The sequence below is a fragment of the Ktedonosporobacter rubrisoli genome, assembly GCF_004208415.1.
GTDB lineage: Bacteria > Chloroflexota > Ktedonobacteria > Ktedonobacterales > Ktedonobacteraceae > Ktedonosporobacter > Ktedonosporobacter rubrisoli.
This window is the reverse complement of record NZ_CP035758.1, coordinates 9,779,826-9,796,838: the sequence shown is the minus strand read 5'-3', so window position 1 is coordinate 9,796,838 and position 17,013 is coordinate 9,779,826. Positions and strand designations below refer to the sequence as shown.

14 protein-coding genes are annotated in these 17,013 nt (G+C 51.2%); 7 read left to right on the top strand and 7 right to left on the bottom strand.

Annotation, left to right across the window (positions count from 1 at the left end):
* Positions 1-342 precede the first annotated feature (342 nt).
* Positions 343-651, top strand: a complete 309-nt coding sequence (locus EPA93_RS42005; protein WP_129893276.1) for a hypothetical protein — start codon at positions 343-345, stop codon at positions 649-651.
* Positions 652-759: 108 nt separating this feature from the next.
* Here the strand turns inward: EPA93_RS42005 and EPA93_RS42000 are convergent, their stop codons facing one another.
* Entirely contained in the window at positions 760-2,541 is a 1,782-nt protein-coding gene (locus EPA93_RS42000) for a serine/threonine protein kinase (RefSeq protein ID WP_165423751.1), read from the bottom strand.
* Positions 2,542-3,275: 734 nt separating this feature from the next.
* Here EPA93_RS42000 and EPA93_RS41995 point away from each other — a divergent pair.
* From EPA93_RS41995 to EPA93_RS41975, 5 genes are all read left to right on the top strand, one after another.
* The gene (locus EPA93_RS41995) at positions 3,276-4,199 is read left to right on the top strand and encodes a sigma-70 family RNA polymerase sigma factor (protein ID WP_242527242.1); all 924 of its coding nucleotides are present in this window, start codon (positions 3,276-3,278) and stop codon (positions 4,197-4,199) included.
* A gap of 264 nt (positions 4,200-4,463) precedes the next feature.
* Positions 4,464-5,711, top strand: coding sequence for a serine/threonine-protein kinase (locus EPA93_RS41990; RefSeq protein ID WP_129893274.1), 1,248 nt, complete (start codon positions 4,464-4,466; stop codon positions 5,709-5,711).
* A gap of 183 nt (positions 5,712-5,894) precedes the next feature.
* Positions 5,895-7,622 carry a HEAT repeat domain-containing protein gene (locus tag EPA93_RS41985; protein WP_129893273.1) on the top strand — a complete coding sequence of 576 codons (1,728 nt, stop codon included), beginning with the start codon at positions 5,895-5,897 and terminating at the stop codon, positions 7,620-7,622.
* Positions 7,623-7,701: 79 nt separating this feature from the next.
* The gene (locus EPA93_RS41980; protein WP_129893272.1) at positions 7,702-8,421 is read left to right on the top strand and encodes a cytochrome c biogenesis CcdA family protein; all 720 of its coding nucleotides are present in this window, start codon (positions 7,702-7,704) and stop codon (positions 8,419-8,421) included.
* A gap of 203 nt (positions 8,422-8,624) precedes the next feature.
* Positions 8,625-9,422 (top strand): DUF2085 domain-containing protein, encoded by a 798-nt coding sequence (locus tag EPA93_RS41975; protein ID WP_165423750.1) that lies wholly within the window; start codon positions 8,625-8,627, stop codon positions 9,420-9,422.
* Positions 9,423-9,424: 2 nt separating this feature from the next.
* Here EPA93_RS41975 and EPA93_RS41970 read toward each other — a convergent pair whose 3' ends face one another.
* On the bottom strand, positions 9,425-9,727 hold the full coding sequence (locus EPA93_RS41970) for an anti-sigma factor family protein (RefSeq protein WP_129893270.1): 303 nt from the start codon (positions 9,725-9,727) through the stop codon (positions 9,425-9,427).
* Between the two features lie 163 nt (positions 9,728-9,890).
* On the opposite strand from EPA93_RS41970, the gene EPA93_RS41965 reads away from it, so the two are divergent.
* Entirely contained in the window at positions 9,891-10,562 is a 672-nt protein-coding gene (locus EPA93_RS41965; protein ID WP_129893269.1) for a sigma-70 family RNA polymerase sigma factor, read from the top strand.
* A 250-nt stretch (positions 10,563-10,812) separates the two neighbouring features.
* On the opposite strand, the gene EPA93_RS41960 is transcribed toward EPA93_RS41965, so the two are convergent.
* From EPA93_RS41960 to EPA93_RS41940, 5 genes are all read right to left on the bottom strand, one after another.
* Complete coding sequence (locus EPA93_RS41960; protein ID WP_129893268.1) at positions 10,813-13,674, bottom strand: sensor histidine kinase; 2,862 nt, start codon at positions 13,672-13,674, stop codon at positions 10,813-10,815.
* Positions 13,675-13,724: 50 nt separating this feature from the next.
* Entirely contained in the window at positions 13,725-14,522 is a 798-nt protein-coding gene (locus EPA93_RS41955) for a polyprenyl synthetase family protein (protein WP_277988995.1), read from the bottom strand.
* Positions 14,523-14,563: 41 nt separating this feature from the next.
* Positions 14,564-14,776 (bottom strand): hypothetical protein, encoded by a 213-nt coding sequence (locus EPA93_RS41950; RefSeq protein ID WP_129893266.1) that lies wholly within the window; start codon positions 14,774-14,776, stop codon positions 14,564-14,566.
* 45 nt (positions 14,777-14,821) lie between these two features.
* Entirely contained in the window at positions 14,822-15,022 is a 201-nt protein-coding gene (locus EPA93_RS41945; RefSeq protein WP_129893265.1) for a Nif11 family protein, read from the bottom strand.
* A 396-nt stretch (positions 15,023-15,418) separates the two neighbouring features.
* Complete coding sequence (locus tag EPA93_RS41940) at positions 15,419-16,966, bottom strand: amino acid permease (RefSeq protein WP_129894808.1); 1,548 nt, start codon at positions 16,964-16,966, stop codon at positions 15,419-15,421.
* Positions 16,967-17,013 lie beyond the last annotated feature (47 nt).

Below are 17,013 nucleotides of genomic sequence, written 5' to 3'. Positions count from 1 at the left end.
CAAACAATATCTTGACTATCCCGAATAGTATACTTTATTATTCTAGTATGTCCGCCAATTTAAACGTAGATTGACTTACATTGGCAAACAAAGGCAAACTTAATATGAAGCTCATATAGAGCTAAAGCAATTGAAGGGCAAAAAAACGGAGGAGGACACTTTATTATGAACCGTTCATAGTTGGCCGCAAAGCTGTGCAACACCAACGTAAAAAGGCCTACGAGGGAACGTAGACCTTTATGAAGAGACTAGCCAATAGTTAACACCAATCTAGCCACTCCACGTCGCAAGCATAGCGGCAAGAGGGGCCATTAGTCAAGTCGAGAGAAAGGAACTTGCAAAATGGCACGTCAGACCATGCTCAAAATCGGAAAAAGCTCGATTGTAGATGACGACGAGGATTTTACAGAAGGCTTTTTCAATGGCTGCCTTTATCATTACGATACCAATAGTGAGCAGCCATATCCTCTCACCAGCCAATCCATCATTACCTTCCTCAAAGAATGCCTGCTCGATAAAAGGCACAACGAGAAGTGGAACTCTGGATTTGTGCTGGGCTGGATCACCGCCTTAAACGAGAACAATCCTAAATACTTCTTTACAAGTATTCTTCCCGAGACGTCCCCGGCCTCTGATAGCCTCTCAAAGTAGCTTCTAGAGGCCGGTAATCATTTCAGGATGGAGCGGAGCAGCTATACTTTGCCCTGCCTCCATCCTGAGCCGAAAGCTATAGCCTGAGTACGCCTGATAGCACTGCCTTTAGGGCTTCAATCTGTTAGTAACCCGCGCCTTATAGAAAGATTTTCCCAGGCTCCCACCAATCCAGCCAAAGCTCAGGGCCAGCAACGCGCCCACCCCCAGCAAGATCAGCAGATTAGAAAACGTAGATTGCCCTGGAGCAATTTGTTGTGTGGGGAAGGTTGGCAATACTGCATCCCAGGCTCGGCTCAGCATCCGAGGAATAAAAGCAGGGCCATGCCGTTGGGCCAGCTCAGGATCTTTCTGCAGGAATTGTGTAACCATAATCAGCAAACCAACGCCCAGAGCCACCCAGAAAACCATAGCGCTTACAATGCCAGCCCACAGACCAGCACCTGCTCCGCGCAAAGAGCTTCCTCCACGCCGCGTCGTAAAAAAGCCAGCCACGACGTAGAAGCCAAAGCCCATCAGGATAGCCAGATAGAATCCAGCTTCCTGCTTCAAAGAAAGCACCACTAGTGCCCCCAGAACGCCTTGCAACAATCCCCACAGACAACCCTGGCCCGAAGCGCTAGGAATTGGTCCCAGCGGCATAGCCACAGGTTGCGCCATCATCTGACCGCCGGGATTAGCCGGAAGAAATGGATAGGACGGATTCGCTCCTCCCGTATAGGGATAAGCCCCGCGCGGCGCTTTACGCTTATTCCTGGCCGGAGGCACCACCCGAGGCTGTGGCGCTTGCGGAGCAGTTGGCGGCCTCTGCATACTCACGCCAGCGTAGGCATGGACGGGAGGAGTATGCTGCTTATTGGTCCCCTGTGTAGCCGGAGCCACCTGCGGTACATTTGTTGGCTGCGGCGTCCGCACCGTATTAGCAGAGTTTATCGCTGAAGCCGGCGTCGGCTGCTGTGGTGCCTGTATCGTATTCAAAGAGCTCACCGGCGGCGCCATAGCAATCGTAGGATCGGCATAAGCGTTAAAGGCCGGCTCCTGCAAAGCTTGTGCAAACTCGCGCATACTTGCATAGCGCTGATCGGCCTGCACAGCCAGCGCTTTCAGCAGCGCGCGCTCCATCTTCGTCGAAATGAGCGGGTTGAGCTGGCGAGGTGGAATCAGGCTATCATTTACGCTACGCCCAATAGCCGCAGGAGGGCGCCGATTCGTCAGCAACAGGTACATCGTCGCCGCCATCGAATAGATATCCGATTGGGGGCTTGTCCTGCTTACATACTGCTCCAGAGGGCTGAAACCCTCGGTAACAGCGCGCACCATCGACTGCGTATCCTTATCAGGATCATAGAGTCTGGTAAGGCCAAAATCAACAAGAACCGCAATCTGCTGTGGAGTAAGGATAATATTCCCCGGCTTAATATCGCGATGAATCACCGCAGGATTACGGCTGTGCAACTCCTGCAGCACATCCATGATCGGCAAGAGCCAGCTACACACCTCCTGCTCGCTGCATGGCCCCTGCGACTGCTGAAAAGGCTCCTGTTCGCCGACAGCTACTCCCGGACCAGTCCGATCTTGCAACAGTTGTAAAAGATTCTTGCCCTCAATCAGCTGCATGATCAGATAAAAGCGTCCGTTTGCCTCCAGCGCATCGTAAACCTCTGGAAGGTGTTTGCTCCTTATTGTAAAAAGGACACTCGCCTCCATTAAAGCCTGACGACGGGCAGAAGGAGTCACATCATACATCTCTTTAATAGCACAGGCACGATTCCCCTCACTCGTATCAACTCCCCGATAAACAGCCCCAAAGCCTCCACTATTGATGAGAGCCCCGATAATATAATGTCCCCCGATTACCGTGCCTGGCGACAATGCAAGCGGTAAGCCCATATTTGCGTGCATCCTTTTTCGCTTGATGTAGAAATTTCATCCGAGAAAAGCATAACTCTCCCCAATATATATAGACGCTGCAAAACATTTACGTTCTAATAGTATATACAGTTACAGAACTGACTTAAAGTCGTCCCACCTCTAGCTTAGAATTTCCACTTCTGGTTTTTGTGCCGCCTGGCGGCGGCAAGGGAGAGGAAAAAATCAGGGCAACGCCCCGCGCCCCAGATCAAGGGCAAGTCGCCCTTAACAATCCCGTTGTAGAGAAGTAAAAACCTCCATCTCTTGCTCAATGATTCCACTTCTCATTTTTGGCCATCTAATAGCAGCGAGGAGGGAAACTTTGGAGCGCGGCCAGAATCTCTATGGTCAGCCAAAAATTGCTTTTTTTTAGCACTGGGCAAAAAATAGCAAGAATAGGGAATACAGCAAAAATTGTCAGTTAGCCAGCGTGTAATCAAACAAAGCGGCTCTGTAGGCCTATGCGCCCTCTAGTGGACAAGCAGATCAGCTTCGGCCCCGGCCTCACAGAAATGGGACGGACCCAAAATCGGTATTGCTTTACCCAGCTATTGAAAAGGCCTGAGCAGCCGAAAAAATAAGTAGACCTACTGAAAAATACGAGTCAATCATGAAATAGAACACTATGTTGCTTGCAATACCAGATACGTATGATACAATAAGCCAAGACTGAACTGATCTACGTACATGTTGCAGGAGAAGAGAGCAAGCACTTGGAACGAAATGTGATGTTTGATGCTGACCGTAACCGCGACAAGGCGGCTGAAACCGAACGCGAATCTATACCAGAAGCGGAGCTAAGTAGCCTGGCGCAAAGCGATAGCTTACGCCTCTATCTTCGCGAAATCTCGCGTATTCCTCTGCTCTCTGCAGCTAGCGAGTCTCGCCTTGCTGAACGTGCAGAACAAGGGGACGGTGATGCGCGTAACCATCTGATCGAGGCGAATTTGCGACTGGTAGTAAGCATCGCCAAAAAGTATGTCGGACAGGGGCTTTCCCTCGAAGATCTTATCGGTGAGGGGAATATAGGCCTGATCCGCGCAGTGACTAAATTTGATTACAGGAAAGGCTTCCGTTTTTCCACCTATGCAACATGGTGGATTAAACAGGCCATCACCCGTGCCATTCTAGAAGGCACGCGCGTGGTTCGACTTCCTGTGTACATCATGGAAGAGGTGATGCGTGTCAAGCGCGTAACTCGCCAGCTTTATCAGGAGTTGGGGCGTGAACCCACACCAGAAAGCATAGGGCAACGTCTAGGCATGACTGCAGAGCGTGTCAGTGAGTTGCTCATCTGGGCGGAGAAAGTCTTCTCGCTGGATGCTCCTCTTTCTGAAGAGGAAGAGAACACGCTTGGTGATATCATTGAAGATGTCCGCGAGCGCGGTCCGATGGAGATTACCGATCAGCAACTCCTTCGCGAGGAAATCCGCAAAGTGCTTGGGCAGCTTACACTGCGCGAACGACAGGTGATCGAGTTGCGCTTTGGCCTGGTCGATGATCATGATCATACGCTAGAAGAAGTGGGTAAGAAGCTGAAAGTGACTCGCGAGCGCGTACGCCAGATCGAAGAGCGTGCTATTCGCAAGTTGCGCCATCCACAGGCGAGCCGCATACTCAAGGACTATCTCGACTGAGAAGCAGAAAGCAGAGACAAGCAAAGACCTGTACACGAGCAAGACTATCCTTCTCGTGACAGGTATGCTTGTCTATGTTGCGTTTTCTTGTCGCGAAAATGTATCTATCCAGCAATGGCAGGCAGCGTAACTGCTCTTAGTACTAAAGGGAAATCTTGCAGTACTTTCAGTTGGTTTCGCTCATACTTGCCTGCTAGTGTCCTGCTATAATTCTTTAGAAGGATGTGTACAGATAGTCCCCATCCCATCTATTGAGGGCATGCAATGAATGAACTGGCGGGTCTGAGCCTCGGTGGATATCTATTGGAAGAAGAGATCGGACACGGCTCTATGGGGGTAGTCTATCGCGGAAAACAAATTGCGCTTGGGCGGGAAGTAGCCGTGAAAGTGCTGCCACAAGCACTGGCACGCGATCCTTCCTATGTGGCGCGCTTTATCCGCGAGGCGCAAATTATTGCCGGGCTTAATCACCCAAACATCGTTCATATCTATGACGCAGGTCAACAGAATAAGGTACTTTATTTCGTGATGGAGTATGTTCAGGGACCTACTCTAGCTAGCCTTTTGCGCCTCGATGGCATCATCCCTCTGCACCTGGCAGTTGAATACGCGGCACAGATTGCCGACGCACTGGATGCGGCCTACAAAGAGCGCAATGTCGTTCACCGTGATATCAAACCCGAAAATCTTATGCTCAACCGCTGGGGGCAGATTAAAGTTATGGACTTTGGACTGGCGCGCGCAACAGGGCATCAACAGATTACCGTAGCCAAAACGCTGGTCGGCAGCATTTACTATGCCTCTCCTGAACAAGTCTGGGGCCAGCAGTTGGACAACCGCAGCGATCTCTATGCGCTGGGAGTCGTGCTTTACGAGATGGTGAGCGGACAACGGCCCTTTGTAGGGCGCACGATGCCAGAGGTGACCCAGGCCATTATGCAGGGCTCTCCGCAGCCACCCGGCCTGTATAATCCAGCAGTTCCAGGTGAGCTTGAGCGAATTATCCTTACAGCTCTAGCCAGAGACCGCGAGCAGCGTTACGCAGAGGCGAGCCTGATGGCCAGAGATCTGCGCTTGCTTGATCTTAAGGCGTCGGCGATCCTGCCATCTATGCAGGCATCTGAACCGCGCATCGCAACGCCAGAGCAACCTCAACGCCTCGCCCGGGACCGCGTATTTATTCATCCGCCCAAACGTCCTTCGGCTCAGCGCCCTAATTACTTCAATGTGGAGCTTGACCCGGTGCCTGCACAAGCGCGTTCTCAGCCCCAGCCTGTACCTTTACCTGCCGGAGCCCTGGATCAAAAGCCGCCAGTGCCAAACAGGAGTAGCCCCAGGACGCCACCTTTACCTTATAACGAGCACATAACACCACCTCCCTTGCGCAGCATTCCCGTAAAACAGGAGGCGGCATCCAAAGCGCTGGTACCTTTTCAAGCAGGACCTGGCCCATTGTCTATCTGGGAACGTATACAGCAACTGCTGCAGCGTCTCTTCGCCAAACGTCGCTAGACTTTCCTTTCGCGCTTTTCCACAAGAGACTTCTCGCCATAGAGATACACTTCAGTACATAAGAAGGGAGTAGGATTGCTATATGAAGCCTCGACACACTGATTACTTGGAGACCAGTCTATAACTAAAATAGAGTACTTTTCCTTTATACCCAGATTCTTCTATAAGCAAGAAAGCATAGGTATGATTAGTAAACGTGCTGACGATGAACAGCCATCATCGCGTAATGCGGGAAAGAATAATAACGATCTACTCTTACCAGGCAATCAGGGAGAAAGCATCAGAGCTGCTCTAGCTCTATTATTAGGACCAGAAACTGATTATCAATCCCGTGTCAAAGCTACACGACGTTTGGCTCAGCAGGGGCCAGCTATCCTACCATTCTTGCTTTATACCCTCAGTAATTATCCAGAGATTACATCTCCACCCTGGCCGTGGTGGCCACCTCAGTATGAACAATGTAGCTATCTGCTTTTGCAACTCAGCCAGCATAGTCAGACCCGGCTGGAAAAGCTGCTCCAGCATCCAGTCATTCAGCAGCCCGCCGGCCCGGTTCTATGGGTAAGCGTCATAGAAGCTGCCGGACAGCTCATCCACGATGATTATGAAGAGCTCATCTGTCGCGGTCTACACACTCCCTGGACAACCGTGCGCAATGCTGCCGCAATGGCCCTGGCAACCCGCGCAGGTAAGATCACTCTTCATGCCTCAACTATTGAGAAACTGAAATTGCATCTTAACGCGCAAGAAGACATCTCGGTACAGCTTACAGCTGCCTACGCGCTTCTCAGCAGTGGAGAGCGGGCCGGCATGACAGCATTCCTGCAACTTCTGGGCCCGCAAGCACCTCTGGAGGCCAAAAAAGCTGCGGTCTTTCTTATCGCTACCGAGCTTCCTCAACATCTCTTACGGCCCAGGCGCGCACAGTTGACGGATCTTCTCCTGGCCTTCTTACAGGACGCGAACCAGGAGATTGCCCATCACGCGGCCCAGGCACTTGGCAAGCTAGCTGCGCCCTCAGTCCTCGTGCTCATTCGTGCCATTCTCGAATATAGCCACAGCGTCAAGACGCAAATAGCCGCGCTGACCGCACTTGAAGAGATGGCAAACCGACCTTCAATGCGTCGCGCCATTCGTCAACGGGGCATCCTCACCTATATCACCCCGTTTTTGCGTGCAGACAATCCAGAATTGCGCCGCCAGGCCTGCTATACGTTTGCCGCCTGTGGAGGCAGTTATGCCACTGCTGTGCTTGGCACTATCATTTTTAGCATGGATCATCAGGGACTTACAGAGATTATCGAAGCATTGCGCCTGCTCCATGGTGTATTGCGCGCTCCTACACGCATACGTGTCGTGCATTGGCTGCTTCATGCTCTGGCCCATCAGCGCGAAGAAATACAGATAAGCGCGCTCGATTCCCTTGCGTATCTTTTGTGGAAGGCCCGTACGCAAAGGCAGTCACGCGCCTGGGCTCAAATCAGCCAGGAAATAGTCGGGGGGGACACGATACAAAGCTTGCTCAATGCCGGGAACCCCTGGGTACGCCAACGCACAGTCGAACTGCTTGGACTCCTGGATAAACGCTCGACAAGTCAGCTTCACTTGCGCTCGCTCATGCTTCACCTGCTCTACAATGATCCCGACAGCGGAGTGAGAGCCTGCATTGCCTATATCTGCGGCCAGATTGCAGCGCGCTGGGCCATTCCCGGCCTGATCCATACCCTGCTCGATCCCGACGAATACGTAGCTGAGGCCGCCCTTAATGCGCTCGGGCTATTGGCTACACCCAGCGATGGCCTGATCTGTTATGTTCTGCGCGAAGTAATACACAATAGCCAGCAACGACCAGCCCTGGCCGCCCACGCCAAAGCCCTGCTCAAGAAACTGCGCAAGCGAGAGGCAAAGTAAAAAGTTGCAGCGCTCTGTCTGAATCACTATACTATGTAGAGCAAAGAGATACTACTGTACTCAGGAGAATAGAACATCCATGGCCTCAACCCAATTAAGCGTCGGGATCGCATTCATTGCGGGACTTGCCTCTTTCTTATCACCCTGCGTATTGCCGCTGGTTCCTATTTATCTAGCGCAGCTCGTAGGCCAAAGCGTCTACCAGGCAGCGAGCTCTAAAACTGAAGCCACCCACAAGCGTCTCGTCACTTTTTTACATGCAGCAACATTTGTCCTTGGCTTTACCTTAGCCTTTGTGGCCTTGGGGGCAACGGCCAGCACGCTGGGAAACTTCTTGAACGCCAATCAGGTCATTATACGTCAGATCGGCGGGATCATCCTCGTTATTTTGGGCTTACATATAGCTGGAATCTTAAAAATACCCTTCCTCTATCAACAAAAACGCTTTGCGTTCCGCCCAGAACGGCCCAGTTATCCAGCTTCATTGCTTACCGGAGTTATTTTCGCCATTGCCTGGTCTCCCTGCATCGGCCCTATTCTTGGCTCCATTCTCTGGCTGGCCGCCAGCGCCACAACTTTACGGCAGGGCGTAGGCCTCTTGCTGGCCTATTCAATCGGTTTGGGGGTGCCATTCCTGCTACTCGGTTTAGGGCTTGATCGCTTTAGCCGCATCCTGAAATGGCTCAAACCTCATCTAGGAAAAATCGAGATTGCCACAGGCTTAATGATGGTAGTTGTCGGGGGAGTGGTTTTCTTCAATCTGCTCAGTTATCTCAACCATTACTTTACACTTAGTTAACCCCGTGTGCAAGTTTTTCCACCGCCTGCGGCGGTGAGGAGGAAAGAGAGGCTGGGGACTCCCCAGACCCCGACAGGGGCGCTGCCCCTGTTACCTGGCCCCCGGACAGGTCTGCCCTGTTTCTCAAAAGTTGCACATCGCATTAGTTAGACGAGCAAGCCACAATGCAAGCGCTCAAGCGAGGCTGGAGAGAACAAAAAAATATGGCCGCCAAACCATCTATGCCGCCCCCTTGGATAATTATCCTATCCCTATTGCTCTATCTTGCCTTACTGGCAGGGTTGGTCTTGTTGCCAGGCCCATCTCTGCTAGAACGCCTGCGCTGGCTCGATAGTGGCATATGTGCCCAGATGGCTACCCACACTTTTTACCCTGGAGGTGAGCCTCTACCACTCTGCGCCCGCAACACGGGTATATACCTGGGCTTCATCGTAAGTCTTGCGCTATTACATATAACCGGGAAAGGGCATGCACAGCAACTTCCACCAGGCCGGCTTTGTGCTATCTTAGTCAGTGGGGTTATCCTCTTAGCACTCGATGGCCTTAATTCGCTGGCACTTGATCTGGGACTTCCACATCTCTATCAGCCGCACAATTTATTGCGCCTGGCCAGCGGGCTTGTCACAGGCTTAGCCCTGGCCGCGCTTTCACTTCCCATCATCAACCGCCTGCTCTGGTGCGAATACAGCGAACAACGTAGCATTTCCTCCTGGAGCGCTCTCTTCCCTTTCATCTTCATGCTCATCATCTGCTTTTTTGCAGTTGCCTCGCAGAATATCGTGGTCCTTTACCCTCTGGCCCTACTCAGTACAGCAGGTCTTCTCAGCGCATTAAGCATAGTTAACTTACTCGTTATCATCACCATCAGTAAGCGCGAAGAAACGTTTGAGCACTATCTCCAGCTACTTCCACTCTTTAGCATAGCTCTTCTGCTCTCCATCGGAGAAATGCTTATCCTGGCACAACTTAAACTGGCGCTATTACATGCCCTCGGTCTCTAAAATCAACCACCACCCTTAAGATCAGCCTTAATCTCCTTCACCAGTTCGGGATCAAGCTCAGCATACGTACCCGCAGGAGCATGTGCCAGGCGCATCACCGCCTCACGTAGATGCTGCGGCGCATGTTGAATAGTACACCGCTCATGAACCAGCCGCTTTATACGCATATCGAAATGGAAGCGGCACTCGCAACTTGGGCAATCCTCAAGATGCTCTTGCACAATAGCGATTTCTTCGCTATTGAGTTCCCGATCAATATACATATGAAGACGAGCAGTGATTTCAAAACAATTTAAACAATCCATAACAGCTTCTCCTCTATTAGCCCGCCATTATATCTGTTCATTCTAACATAATCAAAGGGGACTTTCATTCCCGTAGCCATTGAGATATACTGAGAGTGCTTTCTACTTTATGAGGGAAAGTATCAGGTGCCCATGTTGGGCATCTTTGTTAGAGGAGAGTTTAATGCCGGAACAGCCACAATTTAAAGATGTCACTATTCCATCATCGCCAATCGACGAACAAGATCTGGAACAGCAGGAAAGTACTACTACGTCGCCTCCTAATGCACCCGCTGAGGATTTTGAGGAAGGTGTGCTGGCCCAACTAGATAGCCTGTATCGTACGGCATTACGGATGACCAATAATCCACAAGAAGCGGAAGATCTGGTTCAGGAAACCATGCTTAAAGCATTCCGTTTTGCTCACACCTATCAACCAGGTACCAATTTGCGTGCATGGCTCTTCCGCATTCTGAATACTTCGGCGATCAACCGCTATCGGAAGCAAGCGGCACACCCAACGCCGGCCGCGCTACCTGAAGGGGAAGAGTTTTACCTCTATAATCAGATCAGGGACTTAAGCGGGCATGAACTGAGCCAGGCGGCCGAGGAAGAAGTGCTGAGCAAATATCTTGATGAGGATGTTTACAAGGCCCTCAACGATCTTCCTCCGAATTTTCGTATGGCAATCATCCTGGCCGATATAGAAGGGCTTTCTTATAAAGAGATTGCTGAGGCGCTCCAAATCCCCATAGGCACGGTGATGAGCCGCATATCGCGTGCGCGCCGCCAATTACAGAAATCCTTATGGCAATATGCTAAAGAGCGCGGCTATGTCAAGGCCGAGGCATCCTGAGTAGCGAGGTTTTACAATGCGATTAGTTCCATATCATAGCAAAGTTCCATTACTTGATAGCTGTATGCTCACAACAAAACGCAAAAAAGGGAGCCGCCAGCTTCCCGGCGTGCTCCTGAGAAAGGAGTATTCCCGCTTAGTAGATCCCCTCCGCGCAGCCTGAAGATAGCCGTAGCCTCTACTCCAAGGTCAGAAAGGAGATGTGATTTCTCGGATAGCTTTTATTCTATGGGGTAAAAGTATCGCTTCTTCAAATAGTCAAATCGGATTCCTGGCGTTTCTGATCTGAAACCTGCAGATTACTGGGAGTACGTTTTAAGGTAAAAGCAAAGGTGCTACCCTCTCCTCCTACGCCACTACTTTCTATCCAAATCTGCCCTCCCATAGCTCCTACCAGCTGCTTACAAATATAGAGTCCTAAGCCGGCACCACGTACCGGGCTATTCATATCACGGTCCAGGCGCACAAAGCGCTCAAAGAGGCGAGGCTGATCGCTAGGAGGCACGCCGGCTCCATAATCGCGTACAGAGACGATTACCCAGGTATCATCTTCTATAACCGCAATCTCAATATCAGTCTCAGGAGGAGAATACTTTAACGCATTACTAACGAGATTTAGCAAGACCTGGCGCAGGCGCATATCATCGGCCATTACACACAGCTCGGGCGAGACGCTAAGCGAGATACGACGCTTTTCTCGTTTACAGATTGCTTCAAGGATCTCTAACACGTACATGATAGATTCGCGCAATAAGACTGGGATCAGCTTAATATTCTCGGCATCAATGCGCACACGGCTGGCATCCATAATATTGCCTACCAGGAGGGCAAGTTCATCGCACCCTCGATGAGCCTTGGCGATAAAATTTCCCCGGGCCTCCACCGAAAGGGTTGAATTGTACTCGCTAAGCAGCTCGATATAGCCTTGAATCGCTGTAAGCGGAGTTCTCAATTCATGAGAGGCGGTCATAATAAACTGGTCCTTCAGGCGATCCAACTCTTTTTGGCGCTCGCAGGCTTCCCGCAGCTCTATAGTAATGCGGGCATTCTCCAGCGAGGCCGCACATTGGCTGGCAAACATCTGCAACACGCGCATCTCCTCACGCATAAAGCAATGGGGACGCCAATAGGTTAACACGAGTATCCCCAGACGTTGTTCACCACGCTGCAAAGGCAGCCAGGCAAAAGGAAAGTGAGGAACAAGCGATAAGCAAGAGGGCATATATGCTATAGAGCTCTGCCCTTCCTGGGAACTTTCACCAGCATAAAACCAGGGCGCCCAATCATACCATTGGGCAGGACGAAGATAGGCCTCATCAGCAATATGTGGACCAGAGCCGCTGGAGATTACCAGCCGTAACAAACCTTGCGCCTCATCAAAGAGCCACATTTCAGCCCGGGACATGGTGGCCTCGGATGCTACAGCGGCATAAACTGCAGCGATTTCTTCAATTGACTGAAATGCGCTGCCGGGCAAGGTACTTACGCTGTACAGGCTATTGAGCAATGCCGCGTGCTGGTTGGCGCGCCCATATAAGCGCGCGGTTTCCAGAACTGGCGAAAAGCGCCCAAGCAGCATTTGGACGGCTTCAAAATCCGGGCCCGCATATTGTTGCAGATCATCACGTTCGCCCAGAACGAGCAGGCCTATCATTTTCCCCTGCACGCGTATGGGAGCCAGCAGCATTGCCTCGCTTCCCAACGGCATGGTCGTCACAACATAGCGTCTTAGCCCGAACGAAGCGCCGATCTTCTCGCGCAACAGCTCATAGAGCAGCGATGGGCGACGAGCCGAGGCAATATGCTCAACAGCCGGCCACTGCGTTTCCAGCCAATCAACCTCCCCACACGTCTGCGGCCTCAGTTTCTCAATCAAGACACGCGCTAACAGCCTTCGTGCCTCATCTCCCGGATCATCCTTTAGCGCTGGGTAAACATAATAACAGCCACAGCTTTCATCGAGCACAAACAGGCAGACATGCGAGGTCTCAAACGTATGAATAGCGGCCAATGTTAGCAAGCGGGAAATCTCATCAAGATCGAGGATCTCATCGCTCAAGAGCGTTGGTTCAGCAATAAGACGACGATAGTGCAGCACTTCGCTAAAGAAAACGCGCTCTGTTACCACTTTGGCCAGCCACCAGACGACAGGAGCCGTAATAGCCGTCAAGCTCGCCAGGCCGAAGGCAAAAGAAGCTAGCATGCCCATAAAAACCTTATTACAAAGAGCGATGAGCACGCAGCCCAGCATAACTAAACCAACCACGCCAACAATCCAGGCTACCGCGCGACGAATGTAGGCATCAAATACCAGGATCTGGTAGCGTAATATCGAGTAGCCCAGCGAGAGAGGTAGACAAACTATGGTCAGCGTACTCCAGCCGGCTCGTATGCCAGGCAAATTCAAAGCCTCGGGCAGAATGGAGAGAATGAGGACTGGAGTAAAAGCAAGGGCAACGCCCCACACAAATAGCCGGATCTGCTGCCGCTCTCGTAAAGACTCAGAACAAACATAAGAGATAACAATAGTCGTCACAATGCCTGCCAAGACTACGATGGCATAAATAAGATCCAGCACATTCAACCAGATAGGCCCCCGCGGCCATAGATAGTGCACAAGCGAGAAAGAAAGGGCAAAGCCACATAGCAGCACTAAAGCAATTACATACATCCATACAGCCACTTGCTTCAGACGCAGGGTAAGAGTCCTGGCGCTGGACCAGCGGGTAAAGTAATTCCTGGGAAAGCGCAGCAGCAGAAGGGCACATAAGGTCAGGCCAAGCGAACTACACACACCCGAAATAGCCCCAAAGAGATGGGCCTGAAAGAGATCAGCTGTGCGCACAGCAAAGGGGATCATGATCACGCTGAAGCTGCCAAAAAGCAGCGAGGCTACCCAGCGATCGCGCGCATAGAGCCATACGAGCACGCCAACAGCGAGAAATACTAAGGCCACAAAAGCTGAGAAGCCAAAGGATATCCATAGCGAAAGGGAGGGGGAAGAAAAAATAAAGCGGGCATCAACAACCAATAACAGCGTATATACTGCAATGACAGTACCAATAGCCAGGAGTCGCCAGGCTTTTAGCCGCATCCAGTATATACCTCTCATATCAAGATGCTCCCTCTCTATACATTCCGCCACGTATCTCTACAATTTGATTATGTGAGGCCTAATAATAGGCGCAAAGCAGGCAAGACAGGCCGCCGAATCTCTATCCTTTGTAGGAAGTCACGAGCTCGCTCGCGATACAACAGACTGATTCCCCAAGTCGTGAGAATAGCTTCGTGCAGAGCTTGTCGCTCTTCCTCGTCACAATCTTCCCCAGTTACAGGGACCATCTCAGTTAGAGATGCCCCTGACCTTGCGGCAAGAACAATGGGCAATGTCTTCTTTCTACGGCTCAGGTCCGTCTTGACACTTCTTGTACTTGCTTCCTCCCCCAGAGGCAATACAATAGAAGATTTTCCCTGGAGAAGATGATACAAATCGTGACTATCATTGTCAAGCTGATGAGCGATCCCCAACACGCTGCCCAACTCACAAAAAAGCTTCGCCAATTCTTTGTCAGCGCCCGCGCATAATGTGGCCATCTGGCAAGCCAGCACGAAGAGCGCGCCTGCCTTTTGGGCAGCAATATCCATACATTCCTCGCGTGTCATCTCACTCGCCTGCCGCTCTTCCACAAGAATATCGCGATGCTGCCCGGTCGTCACGATAAGCGTTGCATCCTGTAATGTATCAAGCAAGTTGAGCACTTGCGCAGGCAAAAGGCCAAACTGTGCGCTAGCTATAATACACTTCTGGCCTAATAGCAAGAGCGCCGCCGCGGTATTGACTACGCGTGCAGAACCGATCTCCCGCACAACTGGGGTTTGATCCTCATCCTCAATATCATCAAGCAGATCAATGGCACAGACAACACACTCAACAGCGACAGCAATGCTACTGACTAACAGCGTATCGATCGAGGGCCTGATCTGCTCTGCAACTAACCAGGTCAGTAAGGCCCAGCATCCAGCGGGGGAGTATGCATACGAAAAGGCTCAGGGGAAAGCAGCTTTCCTTCCTCCTGCAGGGCTCGTATCACATCGGTGCGCAGTACAGGGTCCAGAGTCAGCAAAAAGGTATGCAGCCGCTCGCGCAGCGCCTTTTGATACGCGGCAAACGGCTGCTCTAGCTCCTGGCTATGCTCATGAAGGCTTGACGTCATAATTTGTTATTTCTTACCAACTATGCAAGAGCTTGTGACCGCCACTTAGCAGCGCCACCAGGAGCAATCAAGCGCAAAATCTTGAGTCAGGGTTAAATGGGGAACAAGTTGCATGACCACGCGCGTGAGACGGGGGGAAAAACCTTCTCTCACGATCACATCTGCTGGATGGCTCTTTAGTTCCTCACGTAGCGCGGCGTCACGAGAGACGCGCTTGACAAATTGCTGAAGTTGCTGTTCCTCCATGGAATACCTCCATATCTTCCACAACTTTACACTTCGTAGCTTTAAACTTATTTACAGCTACTTATTTAGGACAATAAAAACTGCATTTTTACAACTTCACGTTGTATTTAAGTCAATAGTAACATAGATGTGTAGAAAACACAAGCAAACGTGCTTCCCTCTCCAGGCCCTTGCCCGAAAGTACATTATAGTTTTCTATCCACCGAACAAATTCGATATATATATACATAATAAACATGCCTACAAACACAAACATGAGCCATCCCTGATTTCCACGCCAGCAAGTGAAGAGAATAGGCTACGAGGCCAGGCGTTGCCCTGATCAAGGGCTTTTTCTCTTATACAGCTGCGCAAAAAATTTCAGAATGGCTCACGAAGTTTCTATTTAAGCAAAGTTCAATGGCTACTTGCCGTCTCTTCGCCATCAAGCAGCACAGTTTCCCCCACATCCCTTTCGATATTCGCCAGTTCTGTAGCCGATCCCTGAATCTTTGGACCCTTGAACCAATGACGCACGCTCACCGTCCACCAGATCACAAGGATAAGCAAAGTTCCCAGCACCACAATCGGCGTGTAATTAAAGGTCACGATGGTTATTGGATTGACCGTGGGCAACATGAACAATATGGCGATACATATTACCCAGAGCACAGCAATGACTCCAATCGGTTTCCCCCATGATCCAAGATGCCACGGCCCATGCTTAAAACTCCTGGTAAGCACACGTAACAGGATGGGCAGGACATAGGAAATGTAGAGGCCAATTACCGCGATCGAAGTAATCGCCACATAGGCCACATAGTTGAACACTGTGGGAATAGCCAGCACAAAGGCGCAAGTAGCAGAAAGGATAATCGCGTTACGAGGAGTACGGCCGCTATCCAGTTGATGCCAGAGACGCGAGAAAGGAACAGCGCCATCGCGCGAGAAGGCATAGATCATGCGCGAATTTGTGGTAATCGAAGACATGCCACAAAAGAACTGTGCGCCAACAGCCACAGCAAAGAAAAGAGGTCCCAGTACAGCGCCCAGGCGATACTCAAGAATATAGAGCACAGGATTAATTGCGCCGGCGGCACCTTTAACGCCGATATCGGGAGCAGCCATCAGCAGACCCATCAGCACAAGATAGCCGGCGAAGGCAGAGACAACAACCGACATCACCACGCCCCAGGGAGCCCGCGTCTCCGCTCCGATTGTCTCCTCGGTCATATGGGCCGAGGCATCAAAGCCGGTATAGGTATACTGAGCCATCAGCAGGCCTAATAAGAAGGCATACCAGGCAGGGAAACCCGACGCATTATATTTGGGGTCCGCAGCAAAAAGTGTCGCGGCAGAATTGAGTGGAGCGCTCGGATGGAGCAGTGCCGCTACGACAACCCCGCCACCGATCAAACACACGCCCACAATATGCCACCAGACGCTTAGATCGTTGAGGAAGGCAACAATACGCACGCCAAAAATATTGAGTATCGCGTGTGCAATCAAGACGACAGCATAGATACCCAGGGTTGCCCACTGCGTCGCCGGATCGATCCCCGACACGCTGCCCAGCGTCGCAGGGAAATGAGGGAACCAGGCATTGAGCAAGACATCAATCGAGACAGCCAGTCCATAATCGATACCCGCCGTTACCGCCACCTGGCCGATCAAATTAAACCAGCCGGTAAACCATCCCCAGGCCGGCCCGCCCAGCTTTGAGGCCCAATAGTAGAGGCCACCAGCCGTGGGAAATGCCGAAGCCAGCTCAGCCATTCCCAGGGCCACAATAACCACAAATATAGTCACGAGAGGCCAGCCTATCGAGCCAGCCGCAAAGCCAGAGGTAGTGATCCCGCTGTAGAAAAGGGTCAAACACCCGCTGAGTACTGAAATAATCGTGAAGGAAATAGCAAAATTTGAGAAGCCGCCCATGGCCCGAAATAGCTCTTGCGCATATCCCATTGCATGCAGGCGCTTAATATCTTGCGCAATAAGCTCTTCCTTAGTGG